Source organism: Streptomyces lasalocidi (assembly GCF_005280215.1).
GTDB classification, from domain to species: Bacteria; Actinomycetota; Actinomycetes; order Streptomycetales; family Streptomycetaceae; genus Streptomyces; species Streptomyces longwoodensis.
The window spans coordinates 786,035-809,868 of record NZ_SZNQ01000001.1 but is presented as its reverse complement, the minus strand read 5'-3'; the positions used below and the strand labels follow the sequence as shown (position 1 = coordinate 809,868).

The following is a 23,834-nucleotide window of genomic DNA, read 5'->3' as shown; positions in this document are numbered from 1 at the left end:
CCGGGGGCGGGCGGCGGGCCCCGGGGGCGACGCCCCGGGAAGAGATTGGCATCCCGTAGGTTTTACGTATAACCTCTCCGACCAATCCGTCCCCCCGAAAGGCTCCGATGAGACGCGTCGCCCTGGTCACCCTCGTCGTCGACGACTACGACGAGGCGATCCGCTTCTACACCGAGGCCCTCGGCTTCCGGGTCGCCGAGGACGAACCGCGCCCCGACGGCTCCCGCTGGGTCGTCGTCGAGCCGGGCGCCCCCGGCTCCCCGGGCACCGGACTGCTGCTGGCCCGCGCCAAGGGCGACGCCCAGCGCGCCCGCGTCGGCGACCAGACCGGCGGCCGGGTCGGCTTCTTCCTGCACACCGACGACTTCGCCCGCGACCACGCCCGGATGCTCGCCGCGGGCGTGACCTTCCTGGAGGAGCCCCGCCACGAGCCCTACGGCTCGGTGGCCGTCTTCCAGGACCTGTACGGCAACCGCTGGGACCTCCTCCAGCCCGCCGCCTGAGACCCACCCGCCACCCGATCCACCCCTGCGCCGAGGAACCACACCATGACCGCCCCCCGCGTCGACACCGACACCCTCCGCCGGCTCCCCAAGGCCGTCCTGCACGACCACCTCGACGGCGGCCTGCGCCCCGCCACGGTCGTCGAGCTGGCCGCCGAGGCCGGGCACACCCTGCCCACCACCGACCCCGACGAGCTGGCCGCCTGGTACGTCGAGGCCGCCGACTCCGGGGACCTGGTCCGCTACATCGCCACCTTCGAGCACACCCTCGCCGTGATGCAGACCCGCGAGGGCCTGCTGCGCACCGCCGAGGAGTACGTCCTCGACTTGGCCGCCGACGGCGTCGTCTACGGCGAGGTCCGCTACGCCCCCGAGCTGATGCTGAACGGCGGCCTGACCCTCGGCGAGGTCGTCGGGACCGTCCAGGAGGGCCTCGCGGCGGGCATGGCCAAGGCGGCCGCCGCCGGTACGCCCGTCCGGGTCGGCACCCTGCTGTGCGGCATGCGGATGTTCGACCGGGTCCGGGAGGCCGCCGACCTGGCCGTCGCCTTCCGCGACGCCGGTGTCGTCGGCTTCGACATCGCGGGCGCCGAGGACGGCTTCCCGCCCGCCGACCACCTCGAGGCGTTCGAGCACCTGCGCCGCGAGAGTGTGCCCTTCACCATCCACGCCGGCGAGGCGCACGGCCTGCCCAGCATCCACCAGGCGATCCAGGTGTGCGGCGCCCAGCGCATAGGCCACGGCGTGCGCCTGACCGAGGACATCGTGGACGGCAAGCTCGGCCGCCTGGCCGGCTGGGTCCGCGACCGCCGGATCGCGCTGGAGATGTGCCCCACCTCCAACCTGCAGACCGGCGCGGCCGACTCCATCGCCACCCACCCGATCACCGCGCTGAAGGACCTCGGCTTCCGGGTCACCCTCAACACCGACAACCGGCTGGTCTCCGGCACGACGATGACCCGGGAGATGTCCCTGCTGGTCGAGGAGGCCGGCTGGACGGTGGAGGACCTGCGCACGGTCACGGTGAACGCCGTCAAGAGCGCGTTCCTGCCGTTCGACGAGCGCAGGGCCCTGATCGAGGACGTCGTGCTGCCGGGTTACTCCGCCGCGCTCTGAAGCAGTCCGCGTACGTAGGCCGCCTGTCCGACGTGCTGGAGGTCGTCGGACAGGACGCTCACCAGCCGCACTCCGAGGGTGACCGGCGGGTCCCAGCGCCGGTCCACGACCCGGTCGAGGTCCGCCGCGCCGACCCCGCGCAGCGCCTGGAGCGACTGTGCGTGGACGGCGTCGTGGTAGCCGGTGAGCAGGTCGGCCGAGTCGACCCGGACCTTGGCGACCTGGGCCGGGCTGTGGCCGTAGCCGATGTCCCCGGGCGGCAGGTCGAGACCGAACCGCTCGTGCCAGCCCTGGTCCAGCCACACCTGGTCGAGCCCGAAGGCGTCGGCGAGGTGGTCGTCCTGGACGCGGGTGAGGTGCCAGACCAGCCAGGCGACGGAGTTGGTCCCGGGCGTCGGGCGGGCGTTGAGGTCCTCGGGGTCGAGGCCGTCGAGCGCCGCATGGACTTCTTCCCGGATGCGGCCGTAGCCGTCGATGAGGATGTCCTTCGCATGCATGCGTCCACCATGACGCAGCCGTCGCTCCCGCGCCGCCCGTTCCGGACGGCCAGGGGGACAGGGCTCAGGGCTCAGGGCGTCGGGGCGGTAACCGGACACCGCGAGCCCGGCGTGATCGGCGAGACACCCCCTGGGCCCCGGGTCATTCGCCGCCCGTCTCCAGCAGGGTCATCAGGGCCCGGGCCGCCGGGCTGGTGGCCCGGTGCGGCGGCAGCAGGGCCACCGTCTCGTAGGCCGCCTCGGCGGTGCCCTTCAGGGGCAGCGCGGTCAGCGCCTCCCGCTTGTGCCGGAAGTGGCGTGGGACGACGGCGATGCCGAGGTTCTCGTCCACCAGGTCGAGCAGGCTGTGCACGTCGTTGACCTCCAGGGCGACCGTGCGCCGTACGCCCGTCTCGGCGAAGGCCGCGTCGGTCGCGCGGCGCGGCCCGAAGTCCGGGTGGAAGTCCACGAACACCTCCCCGGCGATGTCCTGCGGGGCGAGCGCCGCCGCCCCCGCCAGGTGGTGCTCGGGGTGGCACAGCACGTACATCGGCTCGGTCGTCAGCGACGCCGAGCGCAGCTGGTCGGTGTCGGCCTGGGTCCGGTAGGCGAAGGCCAGGTCGAGGCGCCCGGCCGCGACCTCCTCGGCGAGCGTGCCCGAGCCGTACTGGCGCAGCCGGATCTCCACGTCCGGGTGGCGCCGGCGGAACGCCGCGAGCAGGCCCGCCACGTGCACGCCCGCGATGCACTGCTCGGTGCCGAGGGCGAGCGTGCCGCGCAGCACGCCCTGCACGGCGGCCACCGCCTCGTGCGCCGCGCGCACCTGCGCCAGGATGCGCTCGGCCTCGCCGAGCAGGGCCCGGCCCGCCTCCGTCAGCGTCACCCGGCGGGTGGTGCGCACGAACAGCGGCGCCCGCAGCTCCCGCTCGAGGGCGCGGATCGACGCCGACAGGCCCGACTGGGAGACCATCAGGCGTTCGGCGGCCCGGGTGAAGTGCTGGTCCTCGGCGACGGCGACGAAGTGCTGGAGGTGGCGCAGTTCCATGATTGAGAAGCCTATCCGCTGAATTCCATCGGATTCTTCTGTTGGACCACTGCCCGCAGGTCGCGCGAGAGTGGGTAGGCAGTCCCACCCCTCCCCGAAGAGCCATGGAGTCGCGTTGTACACCGCACACCCCGACCGTTACGCGGACATGCCCTACCGGCGCACCGGACACAGCGGCCTGAAGCTCCCCGCGCTGTCGCTCGGCCTGTGGCACAACTTCGGCCCGGACCGCCCCGCCGAGACCCAGCGGGCCATCCTGCGCCGCGCCTTCGACCTCGGCATCACCCACTTCGACCTGGCGAACAACTACGGCCCGCCGCCCGGCGCCGCCGAGTCCGCGCTGGGCGGGTTCCTGAAGAGCGACTTCGCGCGCTACCGCGACGAGCTGGTGATCTCCACCAAGGCCGGCTACCTGATGTGGCCCGGCCCGTACGGCGAGTGGGGCTCGCGCAAGTACGTGCTGTCCTCGCTGGACCAGAGCCTGCGGCGGATGGGCCTGGAGTACGTCGACGTCTTCTACTCGCACCGCCCCGACCCGGAGACGCCCCTGGAGGAGACCATGGGCGCGCTGCACTCGGCGGTGCAGCAGGGCAAGGCGCTCTACGTCGGCGTCTCCAACTACTCGGCCGAGCAGACCCGGGACGCCGCCCGCATCCTCGGTGAGCTGGGCACCCCGCTGCTCATCCACCAGCCGCGCTACTCGATGCTCGACCGCCGCCCGGAGACCGAGGGCCTGCTCGACGCCCTCGACGAGCTCCGGGTCGGCTCCATCGCCTACTCCCCGCTGGAGCAGGGCGTGCTCACCGCCCGCTACCTCGACGGCATCCCCGAGGACTCGCGCGCGGCGAGCGACAGCCCGTTCCTCAGCTCGGACGCCCTGACCGAGGACCTGGTGGCCAAGCTGCGCGCCCTCGACGAACTCGCCAAGGCCCGCGGCCAGTCGCTGGCCCAGCTGGCCCTGGCCTGGGTCCTGCGCGGCGGCCGGGTCACCTCCGCGCTGGTCGGCGCGAGCAGCGCCCGCCAGCTCGAGGACAGCGTCGGCGCGCTGGCCAACCTGGACTTCGAGCCGGAGGAGCTCGCCCGGATCGACACGGTGATCAACGGCTGACCCGCGCGGCGCGGGCACCGTCCGGTCGCCCGCGCCCCCATCCTCCGCTCGCGGGGGCCCGCACGGAGCGGGCCCCCGCGAGCGGTGTGCGCCGTGGACGGTCACCCGGGCGGTCAGTCCGCCGTCGGCACCCGGTCGAGGAAGCCCAGGACGGACGTGATGCGGTCCTCGCCGTCCAGGGTGATCACGTCGAACCCGGCGACGGGTGCGCTGCCGTCGACCTCGCTGACCAGTTCCCACGAGAACCGCGCGGTGTCGTGGTGCCCGTCGACCGCCCCGGTGAGCCGGAAGACGAACCCCGGGAAGGCGGCGTGGGCCGCCGAGACGGCCGCGCCGAGCTGCTCGTGCCCCCGCACGTCGGCCAGCGGGTCGGTGTAGGTCCCGTCCACGGCCCAGGCGGCCGCCACGGCCTTGGCGAGGGCCTCCGGCTCGCGGGCGTTCCACGCCTCGAAGTAGCGGGCGACGGCGTCCCCGTAGCGGTCGGCGTGCTCGCGGCGGTCGGTGTCGTGACGGTCGGTCGCGGACATGGGAATCAGCCCCCTGTGAGGTCGTCGTTGCAGGTCGGGAACCGGTTCGGAGTCGTTCCCGGCCCGGTGCGACCACTGTGCCCGCCGGGCGTCGGCGGGGTCGATTACCCCGGAGGTCATGCCCGTCGCGCGGGGGTGGCGGCTTTCGGCCAGCGGCGCACCGGAATATGCCAACAGACTGGCCGGAAAGACGTGGTGACAGTGTTTCAGTCGTGAACATACTCGGCTGCAGGGGCAGTTCAGCCTCGGGAGCCGCACGGAAAGCGAGGCCCAGCCGGCAGACGACGGACCGGGGGAGTGAGACGTGCACGACGAATTCCTGTGCCATGTCACCGCGTACGGCTGGTGCGACGGCCGCCGTATCGGGGTACCGCTCGGCACCTACCGGGCGCCGACGCTCGCGCTCGCCCTGTGGTGGCTGCGCGACCGGGCCTCCTGGATCGCCGAACGGCTCGACCCCAGCCCGGACAGCGAGCACATCCCCCCGTACGCCCTGGTGCCGGTCGCGGACACGGTGCCCGACGTGCCGGGCGTCCTGCGGGCCTGGTGCGCGGACGTGGCCGGGCAGGAGCTGGTGGCCGACGAACTCGCCGGCGGGCGCCTGGTGCGGATCGCCGCCAGCGACGACACCACCGAGTACGAGCTGCTCGCCGAGTCGGTCGACGCGCTGCGCATGCAGCGGACACTCCCGGCGCTGGTCGTACCGGTCGCCTGACCCCCGTCGCCCGGCCGTCGGCACGGTGTGCGCCGAAAGGCGCACGGACGTACGAATCGATAGAATTCCGGCATGGCGGAGCGGCCGGTCGCCTCGACGGCGCCCGAACTGGTCCTGGAGACCGAGTCGGGCTCCACGGTGATGACCCCGGGCCACGCCTACCACGTGGGCCGTGACCCGCTCAGCGACGTCGTCCTCGACGACGCCCGCGTCTCCTGGCACCACGCCGTGCTGCGCCCCGACGGCGACCACTGGACGCTGCAGGACGAGCACAGCACCAACGGCACCTACGCCGACGGCCGGCGCGTGCGCGAGTGGGACGTCGGACCCGGCTGCGAGATCCGCTTCGGCAGCCCGGGCGACGGCCCCCGCGCCACCCTCCTCGGCCGGACCCCGCCGCCCGCCGAACGCCCCTCGGCCGTCTCGATGCCCGAGCTCACCGGCACCTTCCGGCAGCCGACCACCGTCCGGCCGCTGCCCGCCCGCACCGTGCGCATCGGCCGCGCCGCCGACAACGACCTCGTCATCGACGACCTCGTGGTCTCGCGCCGGCACGCCGAACTGCGCGCCGGGCCCGACGGCACCTACGAGATCGTCGACCTGGTCAGCCACAACGGCACCTACCTCAACGGCAGCCCGGTCGAGCGCGCCCCGGTCCGCGCCGGCGACGTCGTCGGCATCGGCCACTCCGCGTTCAGCCTGGTCGGCGACACCCTCCAGGAGTACGTCGACACCGGCGAGGTCTCCCTGGACGTGCAGGACCTCACCGTCGCCGTCGACCGCGGCCGCAAGACCCTCCTCGACCACGTGTCCTTCCCGGTGGGCGAGAAGTGCCTGCTCGCCGTGGTCGGGCCGAGCGGCGCCGGCAAGTCGACCCTGCTGGGCGCCCTCACCGGACAGCGCCCCGCCGACCACGGCACCGTCGTCTACGACGGCCGCGACCTCTACCGCGACTACGCCGAGCTGCGCCAGCGCATCGGACTGGTCCCGCAGGACGACATCCTGCACGCCCAGCTCACCGTGCGCGCCGCCCTCGGCTACGCCGCCGAGCTGCGCTTCCCGCAGGACACCGCCAAGGCCGAACGCCGGGCGCGGGTCGAGGAGGTCATCCGCGAACTGGGCCTGGAGCAGCGCGCCGACCAGCCCGTGCACAGCCTCTCCGGCGGCCAGCGCAAGCGCGTCAGCGTCGCCCTGGAACTGCTCACCAAGCCCTCGCTGCTCTTCCTCGACGAGCCGACCTCCGGCCTGGACCCGGGGATGGACCGCTCGGTGATGCACATGCTGCGGGGCCTCGCCGACGACGGCCGCACCGTCATCGTGGTCACCCACAGCGTCCTCAGCCTCGACGTGTGCGACCGCCTGCTCGTCCTCGCGCCCGGCGGCCGCACCGCCTACTACGGCCCGCCCGAGGACGCCCTGCGCTTCTTCGGGTTCGCCGAGTGGCCCGAGGCGTTCGAGGCGTTCGAGCGCGACCAGGACCGCGACTGGGCGGGGGAGTACCGCGCCTCGCCGCTGCGCCGGCAGTACGTCGTCGACGCCAGCGCCCAGCCGCCGCTGCCCCGCGAGGGCCCGGTGATCATGCTGCCGCCGCCGCGCCCGCGCAGCCGGGGCGCCCAGCTCGGCACGCTCGTGCGCCGCTACGCCTCCGCCCTGAGCGCCGACCGCACCTTCCTCGTCATCATGATCGCCCTGCCGTTCGTGATGGGCGCGATGGCCCGCGCGCTGGCCGGCAGCGCGCTCACCCGCGAGAGCGTGATGAACGCGCTGCTGATCCTGTGCGTCGGCGGCGTCCTGACCGGGGCCGCCAACGCCGTGCGCGAGCTGGTGAAGGAACGCGTCATCTACCGGCGGGAGCGGGCCGTGGGCCTGTCCCGGTCGGCGTACCTGCTGTCCAAGGTGGTGGTGCTCGGCACGGTCACGGTGGTGCAGGCCGTTGTCCTCACCCTGGTCGCCCTGCTGGGCGTGGACCTCGACGCACCGGGCGGCAAGGGCGTGTTGATGCCCCCGCTCGTCGAGATCACCGTGGCCGTCGCCCTGCTGGCGTTCACGGCGATGATGCTCGGCCTGGTGGTGTCCGCGCTGGTGACCAAGGAGGAGGTCACCATGCCGCTCCTTGTGCTGCTGGCCATCGTCCAAGTGGTTTTCTGCGGCGCCCTGTTGCAGCTGCACGGCGTGCCCGGCCTGGAGCAGCTGTCCTGGCTGGTGCCCGCGCGGTGGGCACTCGGCGCCATGGCCGGCACCCTCGGCCTGGCCCGGATCGTGCCCGGCAAGCTGACCGACGACCCGCTGTTCGAGCACCGGGCGGCGATCTGGCTGCTCGACGTCGGGATGCTCGTAGTGCTCTCCCTCGTGTTCGGCTTCGTCGTCTCGCGGCTGCTGCGCCGCCACGAGCCCGCGATCATGCGGAAGTAGGCCGCCCCCATGACGCTGCCGACCCCCGGATTCCGGCCGACGCACGTCGTGCCCGGGCGGGGCACGCCCGCCTGGGAGGCCCCCGACCCCGCCCGGCCCACGGTGCCCCTCGACCCGCTGCTGCCGGTCCAGCTCCTCCAGCGGCGCGGCGACTGGGCCCAGGTGCTGTGCTCCAACGGCTGGTCCGCCTGGGTCGACGGCCGCCACCTGATCGCCGTACCGCAGGACCCGCCCGCCCCCGGCGGCCCGCTCACCGCCACCGAGGACCCGCGCCCGCTGCTGGCCCGCGCCGAGCAGGCCCTCGCCCGCTACCGGGCCGCCGTCGAGGAGGTGGCCCGCGGGACCCTCGACGGGGAGGACTTCCGCCGCCGCACCCAGGGCGTGCGGATCGGCGTGGTCGTCGACGGCGAGTCCGTCTGGCTCTACGACGCCGTCCAGGGCCGCTGGGCGTACGGCGACGGCACCGCGCTGAGCACCTACGCCACCGACGAGGAGCCCGGCGAGCGCCCTGCCGCCCCGGGTTACGCCCCGACCCGCGTCGTCACCCCGGACGGGGAGTCGTGACCGCGCGCCGCGGGGACGCTGTGGCGGCCGGGCCACGCCGACGGCCCGCCGGAGCGGGAACGGCCGCTCGTGCGGAGGCACCCTGATGGCCCACGACTCGGACCTGTTCTCCGGGCGGCCCTCCGAGCTGGTCGGCCGGCAGGTCGCGGGCTACCGCATCGAGGGCGAACTGGGGCGCGGCGGCATGGCCGTCGTCTACCGGGCCCGCGACCTGCGCCTGGACCGCACCGTCGCGCTGAAGCTGCTCGCGCCCGAACTCGCCCGCAACGACACCTTCCGCCGGCGCTTCACCCACGAGTCCCGGGTGGCCGCCGCGATCGACCACCCGCACATCGTGCCGATCTTCGAGGCGGGCGAGACCGACGGCGTGCTGTACATCGCCATGCGCTACGTCGAGGGCAGCGACCTGCGCCACCTCCTGGACCGGAAGGGCCCGCTGCCGCTGCCGACGGCGGTGCGCATCGCCGCCCAGGTCGCCTCCGCGCTGGACGCGGCCCACGAGCACGGCCTGGTGCACCGGGACGTCAAGCCCGGCAACATCCTCGTCGCGCGCGGCACCGACAGCGACCACCCCGAGCACGTCTACCTCACCGACTTCGGCCTGACCAAGAAGTCCCTGTCGCTGACCGGCTTCACCACGGTCGGCCAGTTCGTCGGCACCCTGGACTACGTCGCCCCCGAGCAGATCTCCGGCAAGCCGGTCGACGCCCGGTGCGACGTCTACGGCTTCGCCTGCGTGGTCTACGAGTGCCTCGCCGGCCACCCGCCGTTCCGCCGCGACGACGACATGGCCCTGCTGTGGGCCCACCAGTACGACGACCCGCCCCCGCCGACCGCTTCCCGGCCCGGGCTGCCCGCCGGGGTCGACGCGGTGTTCGGCCGGGCCCTGGCCAAGACCCCCGAGGCCCGCCACGACACCTGCCTGGCCTTCGTCGCCGAGCTGCGGGCCGCCGGACGCGGCGACCGGGGCCGGCGCCACCCCCTCACCGAACCGGCCGGCCGGGCCGTGCCCCGGGACGGTCCGCGGCCCCCGCCGCCCTGGGCGCAGCCGGTGGTCGGCCGGTATCCCTGACCTTCGTGCGTCCGGTCGTTATCGCCGCCGGACCCCGCGCGCCAGCAGGCCGCCCAGACAGCCCGTCACCAGCCCCCACAGGGCGGCCAGGCCCAGGGCCGTCCACAGGTGCGGGCGCAGGAAGAGCCGTCCGGACAGGCCACCGCCCAGGTCGCCGATGCCGAGCACCGCCAGGCCGAAGTGCGCGGACAGCCGGCCGAGCAGGCAGATGGCGAGGACCGTCAGCACCAGGGCCACCGCCATGTGCAGCGCGTGCTGCCACAGGCGGGTCCGGACGGGCGAACGGGACGCCATCAGGAACGCGGCGGTCAGCACCAGGACCGCCGCCACCACCAGGAGCCACCACGCCCGGCCGTCGTGCTCGGCGAGCGTGCGCAGGTTCAGGGTGGCGGTGTCCGGGCCGCGCAGCACCTCGTCCAGCACGTGCGGCATCGGCAGCCCGAACGGGCCGTCCACGCGCCCCTCCCAGGTGGCGCCCAGCCCCAGGGTGAGCGCCGGCCACACCAGGTTCGGCAGGCCCAGCAGGATCACCGCCAGCGTCTGCGCGGGATGCCCGCGGGTGAGGAGCACGACGACGCCCACGACGATGCCCAGCGCGACGTACGCCAGCAACAGCGCCACCATCGCGTACGCGGCCGGACGCACCGACTGCTGGAACCGCAGCAGCCGCCGCGGCAGCGGGGCCCCGGGCGCCACCAGCAGCGCCAGCAGCAGCACCCCGGCGCACCACACCAGCCCGACGAACAGGCTGAGCGGCACGTCCGTGGTGAAGCCGACCCTCGGGGTGACGCCGAACAGCTCGCCGAGGTCGTCCAGTGCGCTGCGGCCCAGGGACACCGGGAACGTCTGCCGTGCCGCCAGGGCGAGGGCCAGCAGGCCGAGCAGCCACAGCGCGGCGACGCGCAGCGCCCACCCGGCCAGTTCCAGGGCGCCGGCGACCGCCCGGTGGCGCAGCGGGCGCAGGAATCCGGCGGCCAGCACCAGCGCTCCCGTGAGCGTCACGGACAGGGGGACGACGGTCAGCTCGCCCTTGCTGCCCGCCAGCTCGCCCGCGCTCCCGGACAGCTCGACGCTCCCGCCGACGGACGTGACCACGGTCGCCGCGACCACGCGCGGGAAGGCGCCGTCCGGCAGGTCCGCCGCCCCGGCCGCCCACAGCCCGAGCGCGGCCACCACGAGCATGGCAAGCAGACAGGCCAGGGCGGTGACGAGGGCGTGGACCCAGCCGTGGCGGGCGGCCGCCGGTGCGACGGCCGGTGCGGGGGAGCGGGGGTGACTCACGGCAGCCACGCTAGGCAGCACCCGGCCGGCCCGCCCGCCGGGAGAGGCGTCCGGGCGCCCCGTCCGCTTGCGGGCACCGCTCCACCGGAGCACACAATGGAATGAAGTGGAACCAAGGCGGGTGAATCCCCCGGAACGTCCTCGGGACTTTCCCGCAGGAGACCACGCCGGGAGAAGCTCGTGAGCGCCGAACCGCCGTTCTCCGGCCGCCCCACCGGACCACCCTCGGGACCCCTGTCCGGTCCCTCCCAGCCGCCGTCGGGCCCGCCCTCGCAGCCACCCGGCGGTGCCCCGGGCGGCGACACCGGCGGCACCCCGCCGCACCGGCCGTGGTGGAGGTCCGCACCCCGCATCGCCGTGCTGACCGCCGTCGTGGTGGCCGCGGTCGCCGTGGCCCTGGTCCTCGGCCGCTCCGGCGGCGGCTCGGGCAGCGCCGGCGGCGAGGTCTTCCTCCAGGCCGCGGGCAAGACCGGACCGGACCCCTTCACCGAGTCCACCGCCAAGGACAACTCCGCCCCGCCCGTCTCCGTCCCGCCGACCGCCGCGACCGCCCCCACCAACGAGGTCCGGGGCGTCGACGGCGGCTCCGCCGGTCTCTACGGCGGCACCCGCCACCTCTCCGCCTGCGACGTCGAGAAGCAGATCCGCTCGCTCGGCGCCGACGCGACCAAGAACGAGGCGTTCGCCTCGGTGGCCGGTGTCACGCCCTCCGGCGTCCCCGCCTACCTGCGCGGCCTGACCCCGGTGCAGCTGCGCATGGACACCCGCGTCACCAACCACGGCTACCGCGACGGCGCCGCCACCAGCTACCAGGCCGTCCTCCAGGCCGGCACCGCCGTCCTGGTCGACGCCCGCGGCCTGCCCCGCGTGCGCTGCGCCTGCGGCAACCCGCTGACCCAGCCCGTGCCGCAGCGCACCACCCCCAAGCCCACCGGCGACTCCTGGCCGACGTACAGCCCCGCCAACGTCGTCGTGGTGACCCCCGCGCCGAAGGCCGTCGACGTCTTCGTGCTCTACGACCCCGAGCACCGCGGCTGGATCGCCCGCCCGCGCGGGGACACCGGACGCCACGACCGTCCGGCGCCGCCCCCCACCCACCCGTCGCCCCCCGTGACCATCTCCCCGTCCGGCAAGTCGAGCGGGCCGTCCTCGTCGAGCAGCAGTCCTTCCGACCGCGGGTCGACGTCGCCCGGCGCGTCCTCGTCCTCCCCGAGCAGCAAGCCCGCGGAGCCACCCTCGCCGCCCAAGCCCCCGCCGCCCCCGGACTCGTCGTCGAACGAGCCGGAGAAGCCCGGCGACTCCAGCGTCTCCCCGCCCCCGAAACCGCCGTCGGGCGGCGGCAGCGCACCCCAGTCGCCCCCCGAGGCCCCGGTCTCCCCGGCCGCCCCGGGCTCCTCCGCCGAACCCCCACCGGCGTCCTGACCGGGCCGGACGACAACGTGCGCCGGGTGTCCCCGGTCTCCCGCACGGCGTGACGGAGCGCACGTCAAGTGCACAGGAGTGCACTGCGCGGCACGGGGTACCAGCACAGGTGCAACACATCCGGCCAGGTGAGGCCTCCCAGAGAGAACAGCATGACCGAGCAACTGGACGGGGCAGTGATACCGACTGGTTTCGACGTGCCCGTGGAACCCCTGCGGCGCGCCGCGCACTACACCGGTGAGCCCGGCTGCATCGCCGAAGCCCGCGCCTTCGCGGCGCGCTTCGTCGAGCAGCTGCGGCAGGAGTGGTGCGCCGGCATCGACGAGCGCGCCGACGGCGAGGTCATGCTCGTCGTGAGTGAACTGGTCACCAACGCCGACCGGCACAGCAACGGTCCATACATCCTGGAGCTGGAGGGCACCGACAGCACCCTCACGGTGTCCGTGTACGACAGCAGCGACGCCCTGCCCATGCGCTACCCCAAGGACCCCCGGCGGATCGGCCGGCACGGTCTGGAGATCGTGCACGCCCTGGCCGCCGAGGTGAGCGCCGAGCGGGTCCCGGTCGGCAAGCGGGTGCGCGCGCTGCTCCGCCTCGGCGACCGCGCCGCCCTCGACGGCGGCACCGCCAAGCAGACGGCCGCCGCGGTGGCAGACCCCCACCCGGCGGGCGATACGTCCGGTTCCACCGAGGGCGGAATGTCAGGGGCTTCCCCTCACGGTGACCGCTCCTAGGCTGGAGCAATGACCGAGCGAGCGACCGACGAAGCCCGAGTGATCCCGCTGCGCCCGCCCGCCGGGCGCCCGGGAACCAGCGCGCCCCCGCCCAAGGAGCCCTTGTGGCGCGACCTGGTGGGAGACGCGCTGCGCCGTGAACGCCAGGCCCAGGAGCGCACCCTGAAGGACGTCGCCGACGCGGCCCGGATCTCCATGCCGTACCTCTCGGAGGTCGAGCGCGGCCGCAAGGAGGCCTCCTCGGAGGTCCTCGCCGCCGCCGCGCACGCCCTCGGCCTCAGCCTCTCCGACCTGCTCACCCGGGTGCAGGGCGACCTCGCCCGCCGCCCGGCCCGCAGCCGGACCGCGACCCGGACGCCGCACGGCGGGCTCTGCCTGGCCGCCTGACCCGGGGACGGCCGCCCGGCAGCGGATGCGGGCGGCCGGTACCGTGTCCCGGGGGGCCGGTGGGTCAGACCATCATCAGACGCCGGCTCAGCACCTCGTCGGCCAGCCCGTAGGCCACCGCCTCCTGCGCGGTGAACACCTTGTCGCGGTCCATGTCGGCCCGCAGCGTCGCCACGTCGTGGTGGGTGTGCCGGGACAGCACCTCCTCCACCTGCGCGCGGATCCGCACCATCTCCTTGGCCTGCAGGGAGAGGTCCGCGACCGTGCCCCGGCTGCCGCCGCTCGCGGGCTGGCCGAGCAGCACGCGCGCGTGCTCCAGCACGAACCGCCGCCCGGGGTCCCCGCCGGCCAGCAGCACCGCCGCCGTCGACGCCGCCTGCCCGACACAGAACGTGGAGATCGGCGCCTGCACGAAGGTCATCGTGTCGTAGATCGCCATCAGCGAAGTGAACGAGCCGCCGGGCGAGTTGATGTAGATCGCGATCTCGTGCTCGGGCGCCGCCGACTCCAGGTGCAGCAGCTGCGCGATCACCACGTTGGCGACGCCGTCGTCGATGTCGGTGCCGAGGAAGATGATGCGCTCGTTCAGCAGCCGGCTGAACACGTCGAAGGACCGCTCGCCCTGCGGGGTGCGCTCGATGACGTTCGGGATCGTGTAGCTCCCCATGTCACAGCCCCGTCCGTCGCCGGGTGGCCGCCGGGCGCACGTCCGCGAGCGACGTGACCACGTGGTCCACCATGCCGTACTCCTTGGCCTCCTCGGCCGTGAACCAGCGGTCGCGGTCGCCGTCGCGGGCGATCGTCTCCGGGCTCTGCCCGGTGTGCTCCGCGGTGATCCGCTCGATGGTCCGCTTGGTGAACTCCAGGTTCTCCGCCTGGATCTCGATGTCCGCGGTGGTGCCGCCGATCCCCGCCGACGGCTGGTGCATCATGATCCGCGCGTGGGGGAGCGCGTAGCGCTTGCCGGGCGCGCCGACGCTCAGCAGGAACTGGCCCATGCTCGCGGCGAAGCCCATGGCGAGGGTCGAGACGTCGTTCGGGATCAGCCGCATGGTGTCGTAGATGGCCAGGCCCGCGTGGACCGAGCCGCCGGGGCTGTTGACGTACAGGCTGATGTCGGTGCGCGGGTCCTCCGCGGAGAGGATCAGCAGCTGGGCGCAGACCCGGTTGGCGGAGACCTCGTCGACCTGGGTGCCCAGCAGCACGATGCGCTGGCCCAGGAGCTGCGCGGCGAGCTGGTCGTCGAACCGGGTGGGCGCGGTGTCGCCCTCCTCGGCGCGGGGCGGCGCGGCCGGCGGCCGGGCGGCGGAGAGTGGGGACATGGAAGCTCCTCGGGTCGCGGGTCGGACACGGCGGGTGGTCGCCGTGCGCCCCACTCTCGGGCCGGACCCGGCCGCCGCGGGGATTTCCCTGCCCTCGGCAGATTCGCCGAGGGCAGAGCGTCCGGCCCGGCCGGGCGGCGCCGGAGGAGACCGGCGTGCGACCGATGAGTTCCGCCGCCCGGACCGGTCGACACAGATGACCGCGTTCCGCGTCCCGCACCCAGGAGGCAGCCCATGACCGCCGACGGCTTCACCACGTGTCTCTGGTTCGACACCCAGGCCGAGGAGGCCGCGCAGTTCTACGTCTCGGTGTTCAAGAACTCCAGCACCGGCACCACCACGTACTACACCGAGGGCGCCCCCCGGCCCGCCGGCACCGTCCTGACGGTCGACTTCACGGCCAACGGCCAGCGGTTCGTGGCGCTCAACGGCGGCCCCGAGTTCACGTTCAACGAGGCCGTCTCCTTCCAGATCGACTGCGACGACCAGGAGGAGATCGACTACTACTGGGGCAAGCTCACCGAGGGCGGCGGCCAGCCCGGCCCCTGCGGCTGGCTCAAGGACCGCTTCGGCGTGTCCTGGCAGGTCACGCCGAAGGTCCTCAGCGAGATGATCGCCGGCCCCGACCGGGAGAAGACCACCCGCGCCATGAACGCCATGATGAAGATGGGCAAGCTGGACATCGCCGCCCTCCAGCGGGCCTACGACGGCGCGTGACCGCCCCGACGGCGCTCCCCCTCAACGGGGCTCGGCCAGGATCTCGCTGATCACGTGCCGGGAGTTCTCCGCGAGCGGCGGATTGGTCTCCCAGTAGTACGGCAGCTGGATCAGCGAGATCGACAGGGCCCAGCCCCGGCCCCGGGCCCACTCGGCGTCGTCCGCCCCGACCGCCGCCCGGAAGGCGCCCCGCGCCTCCGCGGGCAGCAGGTTCCAGGCCACGATCAGGTCGACGGCGGGGTCCCCGACGCCCACGCAGCCGAAGTCCAGGACCGCCGCGAGCCGGCCCCCGGCGACCAGCACGTTGCCGGGGGAGAGGTCGGCGTGCGCCCACACCGGAGCGCCGGTGTGCCCGGGCGCCCGCAGCGCCTCCTCCCACCGGGCGGTCACCGCGGCGGTGTCGATCCGGCCCGCCAGCTGCGCGAGCGCCGCCCGGGTGTCGCCGTCGCGCCGGGCGAGCGGCACGCCCCGGTTGCTCGCCGGGCCCCCGTCCGGGTCGAGCCGCCGCAGCCCGGCCACGAACGCGCCGAGGTCGGCGGCCAGCTCCCCGGGGCGCTCCAGCGCGCCCGCGACCGGATTGCGGCCGTCCAGCCAGCCGTAGACGCACCACGGCCACGGGAACCCCTCGCCCGGCTCCCCGAGGGCCAGCGGCGTCGGCGTGGGCACGGGCAGCCGGGGCCCCAGCCGGGCCAGCCAGTGCCGTTCGTGCGCCACGCCGTCGACCGCGCCGGGGTGGCGGGGCAGCCGGACGACCTTGTCGTCGCCGAGGCGGAACATCGCGTTCTCGGTGCCCGACGACGTCACCCGCGTCACCGGCAGGGACGCCCAGTGCGGGAACTGCGCGGCGACCAGCCGGCGCACCAGCGCGGCGTCCAGGTCGATCTCGTCGGGACGCATCCTCAAGGCACACATCCGGCCCATTCCAGCCCGGAACTCCCGTGCTGTCGAACGGATTTCGCCGTGCGTCGCGCTCGTCCGGCGGCCCCTGGCCCGGCAGCGGGCGCCCGGGGACGGCACCCCCGCGTCCGCGACGGCCCGCGGTGCTCGGCGCGCGGCCCCGCGCGGGCCTGGCTAGCGTGAGGAAGCGGACCACCCGTCTCAGTGGAAGGGCCGCCGCCATGGCCGTGCAACCAGAGGGAACCCCGTGCTGGGCCGACGCGATGTTCACCGACCTCGACGGCGCCAAGCGCTTCTACGGTGAGGTGCTCGGCTGGACCTTCGGGGAGTCGACGTCGGAGTACGGGAACTACACCCAGGCCTACGCCGACGGCAAGGCCGTCGCCGCCGTCGTCCCGCCGATGCCGGGGCAGGAGGGGCAGTCGCAGTGGTGCCTGTACCTCGCCTCGCCGGACGCCGCCGCCACCGCGGCGAAGGTCCGCGAGCACGGCGGCGAGGTGCTGATGGAGCCGATGCGCGTCGGTGACTTCGGCACCATGTGTCTGGCCCGCGACCCCGGCGGCGTGGCCTTCGGGATCTGGCAGGGCGGCCGCCACGAGGGTTTCGAGGCGACGGCGGTGCCCGGCGCCTACTGCTGGGCCGAGGTCTTCACCCGGGAGCCCGAGAAGGCCGACGCGTTCTTCCCGGCCGTCTTCCCGTACCGGACCAAGCGCATCGAGGACGAGGCCATGGACTTCCGGATCTACGACCTGGGCGAGAACAGCGTGCTCGGCCGGATGGCGATGACCGAGGAGTTCCCGCCCGAGGTGCCGCCGTACGTCAACGTGTACTTCACCGTCCCGGACGTCGACGACGCCGTCGCCCGCGCCACCGAGCTCGGCGGTGTGCTGCGGTTCGGGCCGGTCGACAGCCCCTTCGGACGGTTCGCGGCCCTGAGCGACCCGCAGGGCGCGAGCTTCTCGGTGATCGACGTCACGGCCGCCGCGGGCGAGAGGCCGCAGATGACCGAGGTCTCCTAGCTCCTGCCGGCTGCTGCCGCACGGCTGCCGCGTGTTGGGGCGCGGACGCCCCAGGCCCGGCCGGCCCCGCTCGTGGTTCGGGGCCGGCCGGGCCCGCTCCGCACGGCCGGGCACCCGCCCGGCCATGGCATGATCGTGCGCATGGTTGAACGTGTTGTGGCCGCCTGCGACGGGGCGTCGAAGGGCAATCCCGGACCGGCCGGCTGGGCCTGGGTGGTCGCCGACGGCGCCGAGACCCCGGACCGCTGGGAGGCGGGGCCGCTGGGCCGGACCACCAACAACGTGGCCGAACTGACCGCGCTGGAACGCCTGTTGACGGCCACCGACCCGGCGGTGCCGCTGGAGGTCCGGATGGACTCCCAGTACGCCATGAAGGCCGTCACCACCTGGTTGCCCGGCTGGAAGCGCAACGGCTGGCGGACCTCCGGCGGCAAGCCGGTCGCCAACCAGGAGCTGGTGGTGCGCATCGACGAGCTGCTCCAGGGCCGCTCCGTCGACTTCCGCTACGTCCCGGCCCACCAGGTCGACGGCGACCGGCTCAACGACTTCGCCGACCGGGCCGCCAGCCAGGCCGCCGTGGTGCAGGAGCCGGCGGGCAGCGACCTCGGCTCCCCGGAACCGCCGCCCTCACCGGACACCCCGGCCGCGAAGCGGCGGCCCGCCAAGGCGGGGCCGGCCCGGCAGCGCGGCGGCGGGGCGTCGGCGCGGACCATCAAGGCCAAGTTCCCCGGCCGTTGCGTGTGCGGCCGCGCGTACGCGGCCGGCGAGCCGATCGCCAAGAACGACCAGGGCTGGGGCCACCCGGAGTGCCGCACCGCGGCCGCCGGGTGACCCGCGGCGCCGGTCAGATCACGGCGCCGCGCCAGCCGCCGGTCTCGCTGCCGCGGGACTCGATGAACTTCTTGAAGCGCTCCAGGTCACCCTTGGTCTGCCGCTTCACGAAACCCAGCTTGTCGCCGACGGACTCGGTGACGCCCTCCGGCTCGAACTGCATCTGCAGCATCACCTTGGTGTGGGCGTCGTCGAGCCGGTGGAACGTCACGACGCCGGCCTGACGGGCGTCGCCGGAGACCGTGGTCCAGGCGACCCGCTCGTCCGGGATCTGCTCGGTGATCTCGGCGTCGAACTCGCGGTGCACCCCGTTCACACTGGTCACCCAGTGCGTCAGGGTGTCGGTGCGCTGCTCGATGCGCTCCACGCCGCCCATGAACTCGGGGAACGTCTCGAACTGCGTCCACTGGTTGTACGCGGTGTGCACCGGCACGTCGACCTCGATGGATTCCTCGACCTGTGACATGGGTCGTCCCCTCCTTCGTCTCGTGTGTGGTCCCGGGCGGGTACCCGACGTGCCGCGGCCCAACCCCCCGTCACCGCCCGTCAGTCGGTGTCGAAGGTGTAGTGCGGGGTGTGGTCGAGCAGGTCGGCGGGGGTCGTGTCGTTCCACGGCTTCATCGTCTCGTGCAGGTCGACGACCTGCGGCGTCCCGGCGGTCGGGGCGTACCCGACGCCGGGGTGCCGGCGCTGCCACCGGGCCCAGAGCTTGTCGACGTAGGCGTGGTGGAGCCAGAACACCGGGTCGTTGGGGGAGACCCCGGTGGCCATCTGGCCGCCCACCCAGACGTGCACCCGGTTGTGCAGGTTGACGCCCCGCCAGCCCTCCAGGTGGTTGCGGAAGCCGTCCGAGGCGCTGTTCCACGGCGCGCTGTCGTACGTCGCCATCGCCAGCACCGACTCCACCTCGGACCCGGTCGGCAGCTCCCGCACCCCGGCGCCGAGCGCCCGGCGCAGGTAGGTGCGGCCGTCCACGCGCACGGACACGGGCCAGTTGCCGGCGGCGGCGGCGAACGGGCCGTCCATCACCCGTCCGTCGAGACTGCGTCCGGTGCCGCCGAGGAAGTCCGGCGCCCACAGCGAGGACCGCGTGGAGCGGTCGGCGGTCCAGTCCCAGTAGGGCAGCGCCACGGAGGCGTCGACGGACTGCAGCGCCCGCTCGAACTCCAGCAGGAATCTGCGGTGCCAGGGCAGGAACGACGGCGAACGGTGGCCCGTGCGCTCGCCGTTGTCGGTGTCGCCCATGATGAAGGCGTTGTGCGTCGTGACGAAGGCGTCGTAACGGCCGCTGCGCTTGAGCTCCAGGACGGCCGCGACGAAGCGGCGCTTCTCGTCGGCGGTCAGGGTCGCCTGGTTCTTGCGGACGGTCATGTGCGGTGCTCCCGAGGTGCGGAGGGGGCGAACGGGGTGAACGGGTCGTGCGGCTGGTGCGGGGCCGGTGCGGCGCGGGGCCCGTACGGCGCGTGCGGGGCCACTTCGGCGGGTACGGCGGTCAGTTGGCGGGGAACGGCAGCAGCCGGGCGCCCTGGAGCTCGTCGACCGCGGCCCGGGCGGCGGCGCGCGGCGTGGGCACCGGGTCGTAGTGGCTGACCACGCTGATCCAGCTCCCGTCGGCATTGCGCATCACGTGCAGCTCGGCGCCGTCGACGAACACGGCGTACCCGGCGCCGTGGTGAGCGCCGTGGTGCTCGCCCGCAGCGACCGGCCGGCCCTGTATGCGGCGCCCCCGGTAGACCTCGTCGAACGGTGCGGGCGCGCCGTGGTCGTGGCCGGCCGCCGGACCGGTGGGCGCCTCGTGGCCGTGGTCGTGGCCCTGCCCGTCGGCCGAGGCCGTGGTGGTGACGGCGGCGGTGACGGCCGCGGCCGAGGTGAGCGCGGCCGCGGCGCCGAGCGCGCGGCGGCGGGTGAGTCCGGACATGCGGGACCTCCTGGGGTGCGGTGGGAACAGCGACCCCGTCTGCCTACCGGCCGGGCGTAGGGCGGGAGAAATCTCCCGGAACCGGTTGGCTGTGATCAGGACAATCACCCACAACCAGTGCAACCTTGAACCAAGATGATCTTGGCGTGCGCGGGGTCGCCGGGGGGCGGAGCGGGCAATTCCTTCCGGCGCAAGCGCTGTCCCGGATGATCTTTCGTCCGCCCCCGGACCGCCGGTGGCGTGGGTCACGCGGGGAAAGTGACGCGATCTGCCTGCTACCCTGCGTCGTCAATCGACCACGTCAAGTGACGCAAGGGGTGCGTGTGAAGGTCGCCTGTGTCGGCGGCGGGCCCGCCGGCCTGTATCTCTCGATCCTGCTCAAGCTGCAGGACCCGGCCCACGAGATCACCGTCCACGAACGCGACCCGGAGGGCTCGACGTACGGCTGGGGCGTCACCTACTGGCGCGAGCTGCTCGACAAGCTCCACGCCCACGACCCCGAGTCCGCGCGCGCCGTCGCCGAGAGCTCCGTGCGCTGGAACGAGGGCGTCGCCCACGTGCGCGACCTGGCCACCCGGCAGCCCGGCGACACCGGGCACGGCATCGGCCGCCACCGCCTGCTGGAGATCCTCGCCGCCCGCGCCCGCTCCCTCGGCGTGCACCTGCGGTACGAGGACGGGATCACCCCCGACGCGGTCCCCGACGCCGACCTGGTCGTCGCCGCGGACGGCGTCCACAGCGCCCTGCGCACCGCGCACGCCGACCACTTCGGCGCCCGCCTCACCCCGGGCCGCAACCGCTACCTCTGGCTCGGCACCTCCCATGTGTTCGACTCCTTCACCTTCGCCTTCGTGGAGACCGGGCACGGCTGGATCTGGTGCTACGGCTACGGCTTCAGCCCCGAGCGGAGCACCTGCGTGATCGAGTGCGCCCCCGAGACCTGGACCGGCCTCGGCCTCGACCGGGCCGACGAGGCGGAGGGGCTCGCCACCCTGGAGAAACTGTTCGCGCACGTCCTCGACGGCCGGCCCCTCGTCGGCCGCTCCTCGGGCGGGGGCGCCGCCCAGTGGCTGACCTTCCGCACCCTGACCAACCGCACCTGGCACCACGGCAACCTGGTCCTGCTCGGCGACGCCGCCCACACCACCCACTACTCCATCGGCGCCGGCACCACGCTCGCCCTGGAGGACGCCATGGCGTTGGCCGACGCGGTGCGCACCCACCCCGAACTGCCCCAGGCGCTCGCCGCCTACGAACGCGTCCGCAAGGCCGCCCTGCTGCCCGCCCAGAGCGCGGCCCGCCACAGCGCCCAGTGGTACGAGAACCTGGCCCGCTACATCGACCTCCCGCCGGAGCGGATGTTCGCCCTGCTCGGCCAGCGCCACTCGCCGCTGCTGCCCCACGTCCCGCCCCAGCTGTACTACCGCCTCGACCGGGCCGCCGGGCAACTGGAGTCGCTGCGCCGCCTGAAGCGCTGGCTGGGTCCCCGGCTGGCCCGCACCCCACTTGGGTGAATGGCGATTCACCGATAAGGTGAAAACCTCGGTGAATCGCCATTCACCTGGTTTTCCCCGCCCCGGCCGCTGGAGTGCGCATGGCGTCGCCCGCCCCGATATCCGCCCCGCCCGCCCGCACCGGCGGGCTGCGGGGCCGGCTCACCGTCCCGGTCCTGGCCTACTGCGGCACCCTCATGGCCGTCATGCAGACGGTCGTCGTGCCCCTGCTGCCGGACCTGCCGAGGCTGACCGGTTCGACGGCCGCGACGGTCTCCTGGATGGTCACCGCCCAGCTGCTGTCGGCCGCCGTCCTCACCCCGGTCCTCGGGCGCGCCGGCGACATGTACGGCAAGCGGCGCGTGCTGCTCGCCTCCTTCGCCCTGATGACCGCCGGCTCGGTCACCTGCGCGCTCACCTCGGACATCGGCGTGCTGATCGCCGCCCGCACGCTGCAGGGCGCGGCCGCCTCCGTGGTCCCGCTGTCCATCAGCATCCTGCGCGACGAACTGCCCCCCGAGCGCCGGGGCTCGGCCGTCGCCATGATGAGTTCCACCGTCGGCATCGGTGCCGCGCTCGGGCTGCCCGCGGCGGCCGTCGTGGTGCAGTACAGCAACTGGCACGTGATGTTCTGGCTGACCGCCGCGCTGGGCGCCTCCGGCGTCGCCCTCATCCGCTGGGCGGTGCCTGAGTCACCCGTGCGCGAGCCCGGCCGCTTCGACGTCACCGGCGCGCTCGGCCTGGCCGCCGGACTGATCTGCCTGCTCCTCGCCGTGTCCCAGGGCGGCCAGTGGGGCTGGACCAGCGCCCGGATCCTCGGTCTCGTCCTCGCGGCCGTCGTCGTGCTCGCCACGTGGGCGGGGCAGCAACTGCGCGCCGCCCAGCCGCTGGTGGACCTGCGGCTGGTGTCCCGGCCGCGCGTCGGCCTGTCCCACCTGGCCGCCCTGTTCACCGGCTTCGCCTTCTACGCCAACACCCTGGCGACGGCCCAGCTGGTGCAGGCGCCGAAGGCCAGCGGGTACGGCCTCGGCCTGTCCATCGTGGAGACCGGACTGTGCCTGCTGCCCAGCGGCCTGTGCATGCTGCTGCTCGCCCCGCTGTCCGCCCGCATCTCCGCGGCGCGCGGCCCCCGCGTCACCCTCGCGCTCGGCGCGGCCGTCATCGCCGCCGGGTACGCGGTGCGCATCGCCGACAGCCGCGACCTGGTGATGGTCATCGCCGGGGCGACCGTCGTCGCGACGGGCACCTCGCTGGCCTACTCGGCCCTGCCGTCCCTGATCCTCAAGGCCGTCCCGGCCGGCCAGACGGCCTCCGCCAACGGCGTCAACGTGCTGATGCGCACCATCGGCCAGGCCGCTTCCAGCGCCGTCGTCGCGGCGGTGCTCGTCCACCACACCAGCCCCGTCCGCGGCCTGCCGGTGCCGACCCTGCACGGCTACCTGCTCGCCTTCGGCGTCGCGGGCGCGGTCGCCCTCGTCGCCTGCGCGGTGGCGCTGACCATCCCCGGGGACGCGCGGCCCGGCGAGCCCCGCGGGAAGCGGAGCGCCACCCCGGCCGTCGCGCAGGACGCGATGGAGGGAGCATGAGTGCCGTGAGCACTCCACCCCCCACGGCGCGAGCGGGCGGCCCCGCCGCATCCGACGCCCCGGCCCCCGCGGCCGCCCCTGCTCCCGCCTCCGCCCGCCGCGACGCCGAGGCGACCAAGGCGGCCATCCTGCGCGCCGTCCGGTACCTCCTCGCCCGGCACGCGCACGCCGACATCACCCTCAAGGCGGTCGCCGAGCGGGCCGGGGTGAGCCCGCCGCTGATCCTCAAGTACTTCGGCAACAAGGACGCCCTGTTCGCCCGGGTGATGTCCTTCGAGGCCGACGCCGACGCGCTGCTGGACGCACCCGTGGCGGAGCTCGGCCGGCACATGGTGCGGCACGTCGTGTCGAGCCAGCGCGAGCGCGGCGCCGACCCGCTGCTGCGCATCGCCTTCGCCCCGCTGCACGGCGAACAGGGCGACATCCTGCGCGCCAACTTCCGCACCCAGGTCACCGAGCGGCTGACCGCCCGGCTCGACGGCGCCGATGCGGCCGTACGCGCCGAACTCGCCGTGGCCGCCGTCCTCGGTCTCGGCGTGATGTACGGCCTCGCCCGCGGCGACGAGCTGCGCGCCCTGCCGGTCGAGTCGGTCGTCGACCGCTACGGCCCGACGGTGCAGGCCCACCTCACGGGCGGGACACCGGGCGGACCGGCCGGTGCCGCGCTGCCACCCCCCGGGTGACAGACT

Annotated in this window: 25 protein-coding genes and 1 pseudogene; 16 read left to right on the top strand and 10 right to left on the bottom strand. The window is 74.2% G+C overall.

The features are described from left to right. Positions 1-107: 107 nt before the first annotated feature. Positions 108-503: a VOC family protein gene (locus E4U91_RS03470; protein ID WP_137305158.1), complete on the top strand. Its 396-nt coding sequence runs from the start codon at positions 108-110 to the stop codon at positions 501-503. A 45-nt stretch (positions 504-548) separates the two neighbouring features. Then, positions 549-1,619 (top strand): adenosine deaminase, encoded by a 1,071-nt coding sequence (locus tag E4U91_RS03465; protein ID WP_137305157.1) that lies wholly within the window; start codon positions 549-551, stop codon positions 1,617-1,619. Here E4U91_RS03465 and E4U91_RS03460 read toward each other — a convergent pair. Both E4U91_RS03460 and E4U91_RS03455 read right to left on the bottom strand, forming a co-directional pair. Further along, positions 1,601-2,116 (bottom strand): mycothiol transferase, encoded by a 516-nt coding sequence (locus E4U91_RS03460; RefSeq protein ID WP_137305156.1) that lies wholly within the window; start codon positions 2,114-2,116, stop codon positions 1,601-1,603. The genes E4U91_RS03465 and E4U91_RS03460 overlap by 19 nt on opposite strands. 142 nt (positions 2,117-2,258) lie before the next feature. Next, on the bottom strand, positions 2,259-3,140 hold the full coding sequence (locus tag E4U91_RS03455; RefSeq protein ID WP_137305155.1) for a LysR family transcriptional regulator: 882 nt from the start codon (positions 3,138-3,140) through the stop codon (positions 2,259-2,261). A 115-nt stretch (positions 3,141-3,255) separates the two neighbouring features. On the opposite strand from E4U91_RS03455, the gene mgrA reads away from it, so the two are divergent. Continuing rightward, positions 3,256-4,248: an L-glyceraldehyde 3-phosphate reductase gene (gene mgrA, locus E4U91_RS03450; RefSeq protein ID WP_137305154.1), complete on the top strand. Its 993-nt coding sequence runs from the start codon at positions 3,256-3,258 to the stop codon at positions 4,246-4,248. Positions 4,249-4,361: 113 nt separating this feature from the next. Here the strand turns inward: mgrA and E4U91_RS03445 are convergent, their stop codons facing one another. After that, positions 4,362-4,775: a nuclear transport factor 2 family protein gene (locus E4U91_RS03445; RefSeq protein WP_137305153.1), complete on the bottom strand. Its 414-nt coding sequence runs from the start codon at positions 4,773-4,775 to the stop codon at positions 4,362-4,364. A gap of 304 nt (positions 4,776-5,079) precedes the next feature. Between E4U91_RS03445 and E4U91_RS03440 the strand changes: the two genes are divergently transcribed. The 4 genes from E4U91_RS03440 (at position 5,080) to E4U91_RS03425 (ending at position 9,538) form a co-directional block, all read left to right on the top strand. After that, positions 5,080-5,490: a hypothetical protein gene (locus E4U91_RS03440; protein ID WP_067228051.1), complete on the top strand. Its 411-nt coding sequence runs from the start codon at positions 5,080-5,082 to the stop codon at positions 5,488-5,490. A gap of 72 nt (positions 5,491-5,562) precedes the next feature. Then, complete coding sequence (locus E4U91_RS03435; RefSeq protein WP_137305152.1) at positions 5,563-7,902, top strand: ABC transporter ATP-binding protein/permease; 2,340 nt, start codon at positions 5,563-5,565, stop codon at positions 7,900-7,902. Between the two features lie 15 nt (positions 7,903-7,917). Continuing rightward, positions 7,918-8,466, top strand: coding sequence for an SH3 domain-containing protein (locus tag E4U91_RS03430; protein ID WP_137310648.1), 549 nt, complete (start codon positions 7,918-7,920; stop codon positions 8,464-8,466). Positions 8,467-8,551: 85 nt separating this feature from the next. Continuing rightward, entirely contained in the window at positions 8,552-9,538 is a 987-nt protein-coding gene (locus tag E4U91_RS03425) for a serine/threonine-protein kinase (RefSeq protein ID WP_137305151.1), read from the top strand. An 18-nt stretch (positions 9,539-9,556) separates the two neighbouring features. Here E4U91_RS03425 and E4U91_RS03420 read toward each other — a convergent pair whose 3' ends face one another. Next, a complete protein-coding gene (locus E4U91_RS03420) occupies positions 9,557-10,819 on the bottom strand; it encodes a streptophobe family protein (protein ID WP_137305150.1) in 1,263 nt (420 codons plus the stop codon). Positions 10,820-10,999: 180 nt separating this feature from the next. Here E4U91_RS03420 and E4U91_RS03415 point away from each other — a divergent pair, with 180 nt between their 5' ends. The 3 genes and pseudogenes from E4U91_RS03415 (at position 11,000) to E4U91_RS03405 (ending at position 13,362) form a co-directional block, all read left to right on the top strand. After that, positions 11,000-12,241, top strand: coding sequence for a DUF6777 domain-containing protein (locus tag E4U91_RS03415; protein ID WP_137305149.1), 1,242 nt, complete (start codon positions 11,000-11,002; stop codon positions 12,239-12,241). 152 nt (positions 12,242-12,393) lie between these two features. After that, a pseudogene (locus E4U91_RS03410) lies at positions 12,394-12,843 on the top strand (ATP-binding protein); the annotation flags it as partial. Between the two features lie 141 nt (positions 12,844-12,984). Then, the gene (locus E4U91_RS03405) at positions 12,985-13,362 is read left to right on the top strand and encodes a helix-turn-helix domain-containing protein (protein ID WP_137305147.1); all 378 of its coding nucleotides are present in this window, start codon (positions 12,985-12,987) and stop codon (positions 13,360-13,362) included. Positions 13,363-13,426: 64 nt separating this feature from the next. Here E4U91_RS03405 and E4U91_RS03400 read toward each other — a convergent pair whose 3' ends face one another. Both E4U91_RS03400 and E4U91_RS03395 read right to left on the bottom strand, forming a co-directional pair. After that, the gene (locus E4U91_RS03400; protein WP_137305146.1) at positions 13,427-14,029 is read right to left on the bottom strand and encodes a ClpP family protease; all 603 of its coding nucleotides are present in this window, start codon (positions 14,027-14,029) and stop codon (positions 13,427-13,429) included. Between the two features lies 1 nt (position 14,030). Then, positions 14,031-14,684, bottom strand: a complete 654-nt coding sequence (locus E4U91_RS03395) for an ATP-dependent Clp protease proteolytic subunit (protein ID WP_137305145.1) — start codon at positions 14,682-14,684, stop codon at positions 14,031-14,033. Between the two features lie 234 nt (positions 14,685-14,918). Here E4U91_RS03395 and E4U91_RS03390 point away from each other — a divergent pair, with 234 nt between their 5' ends. Then, on the top strand, positions 14,919-15,401 hold the full coding sequence (locus E4U91_RS03390; protein WP_137305144.1) for a VOC family protein: 483 nt from the start codon (positions 14,919-14,921) through the stop codon (positions 15,399-15,401). Between the two features lie 21 nt (positions 15,402-15,422). Here E4U91_RS03390 and E4U91_RS03385 read toward each other — a convergent pair whose 3' ends face one another. Then, positions 15,423-16,298: an aminoglycoside phosphotransferase family protein gene (locus tag E4U91_RS03385; RefSeq protein WP_241678498.1), complete on the bottom strand. Its 876-nt coding sequence runs from the start codon at positions 16,296-16,298 to the stop codon at positions 15,423-15,425. A 221-nt stretch (positions 16,299-16,519) separates the two neighbouring features. On the opposite strand from E4U91_RS03385, the gene E4U91_RS03380 reads away from it, so the two are divergent. Both E4U91_RS03380 and E4U91_RS03375 read left to right on the top strand, forming a co-directional pair. Continuing rightward, complete coding sequence (locus tag E4U91_RS03380; RefSeq protein WP_137305142.1) at positions 16,520-17,317, top strand: VOC family protein; 798 nt, start codon at positions 16,520-16,522, stop codon at positions 17,315-17,317. A 129-nt stretch (positions 17,318-17,446) separates the two neighbouring features. Beyond that, positions 17,447-18,148 (top strand): ribonuclease H family protein, encoded by a 702-nt coding sequence (locus E4U91_RS03375; RefSeq protein ID WP_137305141.1) that lies wholly within the window; start codon positions 17,447-17,449, stop codon positions 18,146-18,148. Positions 18,149-18,161: 13 nt separating this feature from the next. Here E4U91_RS03375 and E4U91_RS03370 read toward each other — a convergent pair whose 3' ends face one another. The 3 genes from E4U91_RS03370 to melC1 form a co-directional block, all read right to left on the bottom strand. Then, complete coding sequence (locus E4U91_RS03370; protein ID WP_137305140.1) at positions 18,162-18,614, bottom strand: SRPBCC family protein; 453 nt, start codon at positions 18,612-18,614, stop codon at positions 18,162-18,164. A gap of 80 nt (positions 18,615-18,694) precedes the next feature. Further along, complete coding sequence (gene melC2 / locus E4U91_RS03365) at positions 18,695-19,519, bottom strand: tyrosinase MelC2 (protein ID WP_137305139.1); 825 nt, start codon at positions 19,517-19,519, stop codon at positions 18,695-18,697. Between the two features lie 121 nt (positions 19,520-19,640). Then, entirely contained in the window at positions 19,641-20,066 is a 426-nt protein-coding gene (gene melC1 / locus E4U91_RS03360; protein ID WP_137305138.1) for an apotyrosinase chaperone MelC1, read from the bottom strand. Positions 20,067-20,389: 323 nt separating this feature from the next. Here melC1 and E4U91_RS03355 point away from each other — a divergent pair, with 323 nt between their 5' ends. The 3 genes from E4U91_RS03355 (at position 20,390) to E4U91_RS03345 (ending at position 23,828) form a co-directional block, all read left to right on the top strand. After that, positions 20,390-21,580, top strand: a complete 1,191-nt coding sequence (locus E4U91_RS03355) for an FAD-dependent monooxygenase (RefSeq protein WP_174867746.1) — start codon at positions 20,390-20,392, stop codon at positions 21,578-21,580. Positions 21,581-21,660: 80 nt separating this feature from the next. Further along, entirely contained in the window at positions 21,661-23,145 is a 1,485-nt protein-coding gene (locus E4U91_RS03350; protein WP_137305136.1) for an MFS transporter, read from the top strand. Then, entirely contained in the window at positions 23,142-23,828 is a 687-nt protein-coding gene (locus E4U91_RS03345; RefSeq protein WP_137305135.1) for a TetR/AcrR family transcriptional regulator, read from the top strand. The genes E4U91_RS03350 and E4U91_RS03345 overlap by 4 nt, the downstream gene beginning before the upstream one ends. Positions 23,829-23,834 lie beyond the last annotated feature (6 nt).

What these genes read in the sequence shown, in the direction of transcription:
- E4U91_RS03470 (WP_137305158.1), top strand. Translation starts at nt 108, where the DNA reads ATGAGACGCGTCGCCCTGGTCACCCTCGTCGTCGACGACTACGACGAG.
- E4U91_RS03465 (WP_137305157.1), top strand. Translation starts at nt 549, where the DNA reads ATGACCGCCCCCCGCGTCGACACCGACACCCTCCGCCGGCTCCCCAAG.
- E4U91_RS03460 (WP_137305156.1), bottom strand. Translation starts at nt 2,116, where the DNA reads ATGCATGCGAAGGACATCCTCATCGACGGCTACGGCCGCATCCGGGAA.
- E4U91_RS03455 (WP_137305155.1), bottom strand. Translation starts at nt 3,140, where the DNA reads ATGGAACTGCGCCACCTCCAGCACTTCGTCGCCGTCGCCGAGGACCAG.
- E4U91_RS03445 (WP_137305153.1), bottom strand. Translation starts at nt 4,775, where the DNA reads ATGTCCGCGACCGACCGTCACGACACCGACCGCCGCGAGCACGCCGAC.
- E4U91_RS03435 (WP_137305152.1), top strand. Translation starts at nt 5,563, where the DNA reads ATGGCGGAGCGGCCGGTCGCCTCGACGGCGCCCGAACTGGTCCTGGAG.
- E4U91_RS03425 (WP_137305151.1), top strand. Translation starts at nt 8,552, where the DNA reads ATGGCCCACGACTCGGACCTGTTCTCCGGGCGGCCCTCCGAGCTGGTC.
- E4U91_RS03405 (WP_137305147.1), top strand. Translation starts at nt 12,985, where the DNA reads ATGACCGAGCGAGCGACCGACGAAGCCCGAGTGATCCCGCTGCGCCCG.
- E4U91_RS03400 (WP_137305146.1), bottom strand. Translation starts at nt 14,029, where the DNA reads ATGGGGAGCTACACGATCCCGAACGTCATCGAGCGCACCCCGCAGGGC.
- E4U91_RS03395 (WP_137305145.1), bottom strand. Translation starts at nt 14,684, where the DNA reads ATGTCCCCACTCTCCGCCGCCCGGCCGCCGGCCGCGCCGCCCCGCGCC.
- E4U91_RS03390 (WP_137305144.1), top strand. Translation starts at nt 14,919, where the DNA reads ATGACCGCCGACGGCTTCACCACGTGTCTCTGGTTCGACACCCAGGCC.
- E4U91_RS03385 (WP_241678498.1), bottom strand. Translation starts at nt 16,298, where the DNA reads ATGCGTCCCGACGAGATCGACCTGGACGCCGCGCTGGTGCGCCGGCTG.
- E4U91_RS03380 (WP_137305142.1), top strand. Translation starts at nt 16,520, where the DNA reads ATGGCCGTGCAACCAGAGGGAACCCCGTGCTGGGCCGACGCGATGTTC.
- E4U91_RS03375 (WP_137305141.1), top strand. Translation starts at nt 17,447, where the DNA reads ATGATCGTGCGCATGGTTGAACGTGTTGTGGCCGCCTGCGACGGGGCG.
- E4U91_RS03370 (WP_137305140.1), bottom strand. Translation starts at nt 18,614, where the DNA reads ATGTCACAGGTCGAGGAATCCATCGAGGTCGACGTGCCGGTGCACACC.
- melC2 (WP_137305139.1), bottom strand. Translation starts at nt 19,519, where the DNA reads ATGACCGTCCGCAAGAACCAGGCGACCCTGACCGCCGACGAGAAGCGC.
- melC1 (WP_137305138.1), bottom strand. Translation starts at nt 20,066, where the DNA reads ATGTCCGGACTCACCCGCCGCCGCGCGCTCGGCGCCGCGGCCGCGCTC.
- E4U91_RS03350 (WP_137305136.1), top strand. Translation starts at nt 21,661, where the DNA reads ATGGCGTCGCCCGCCCCGATATCCGCCCCGCCCGCCCGCACCGGCGGG.
- E4U91_RS03345 (WP_137305135.1), top strand. Translation starts at nt 23,142, where the DNA reads ATGAGTGCCGTGAGCACTCCACCCCCCACGGCGCGAGCGGGCGGCCCC.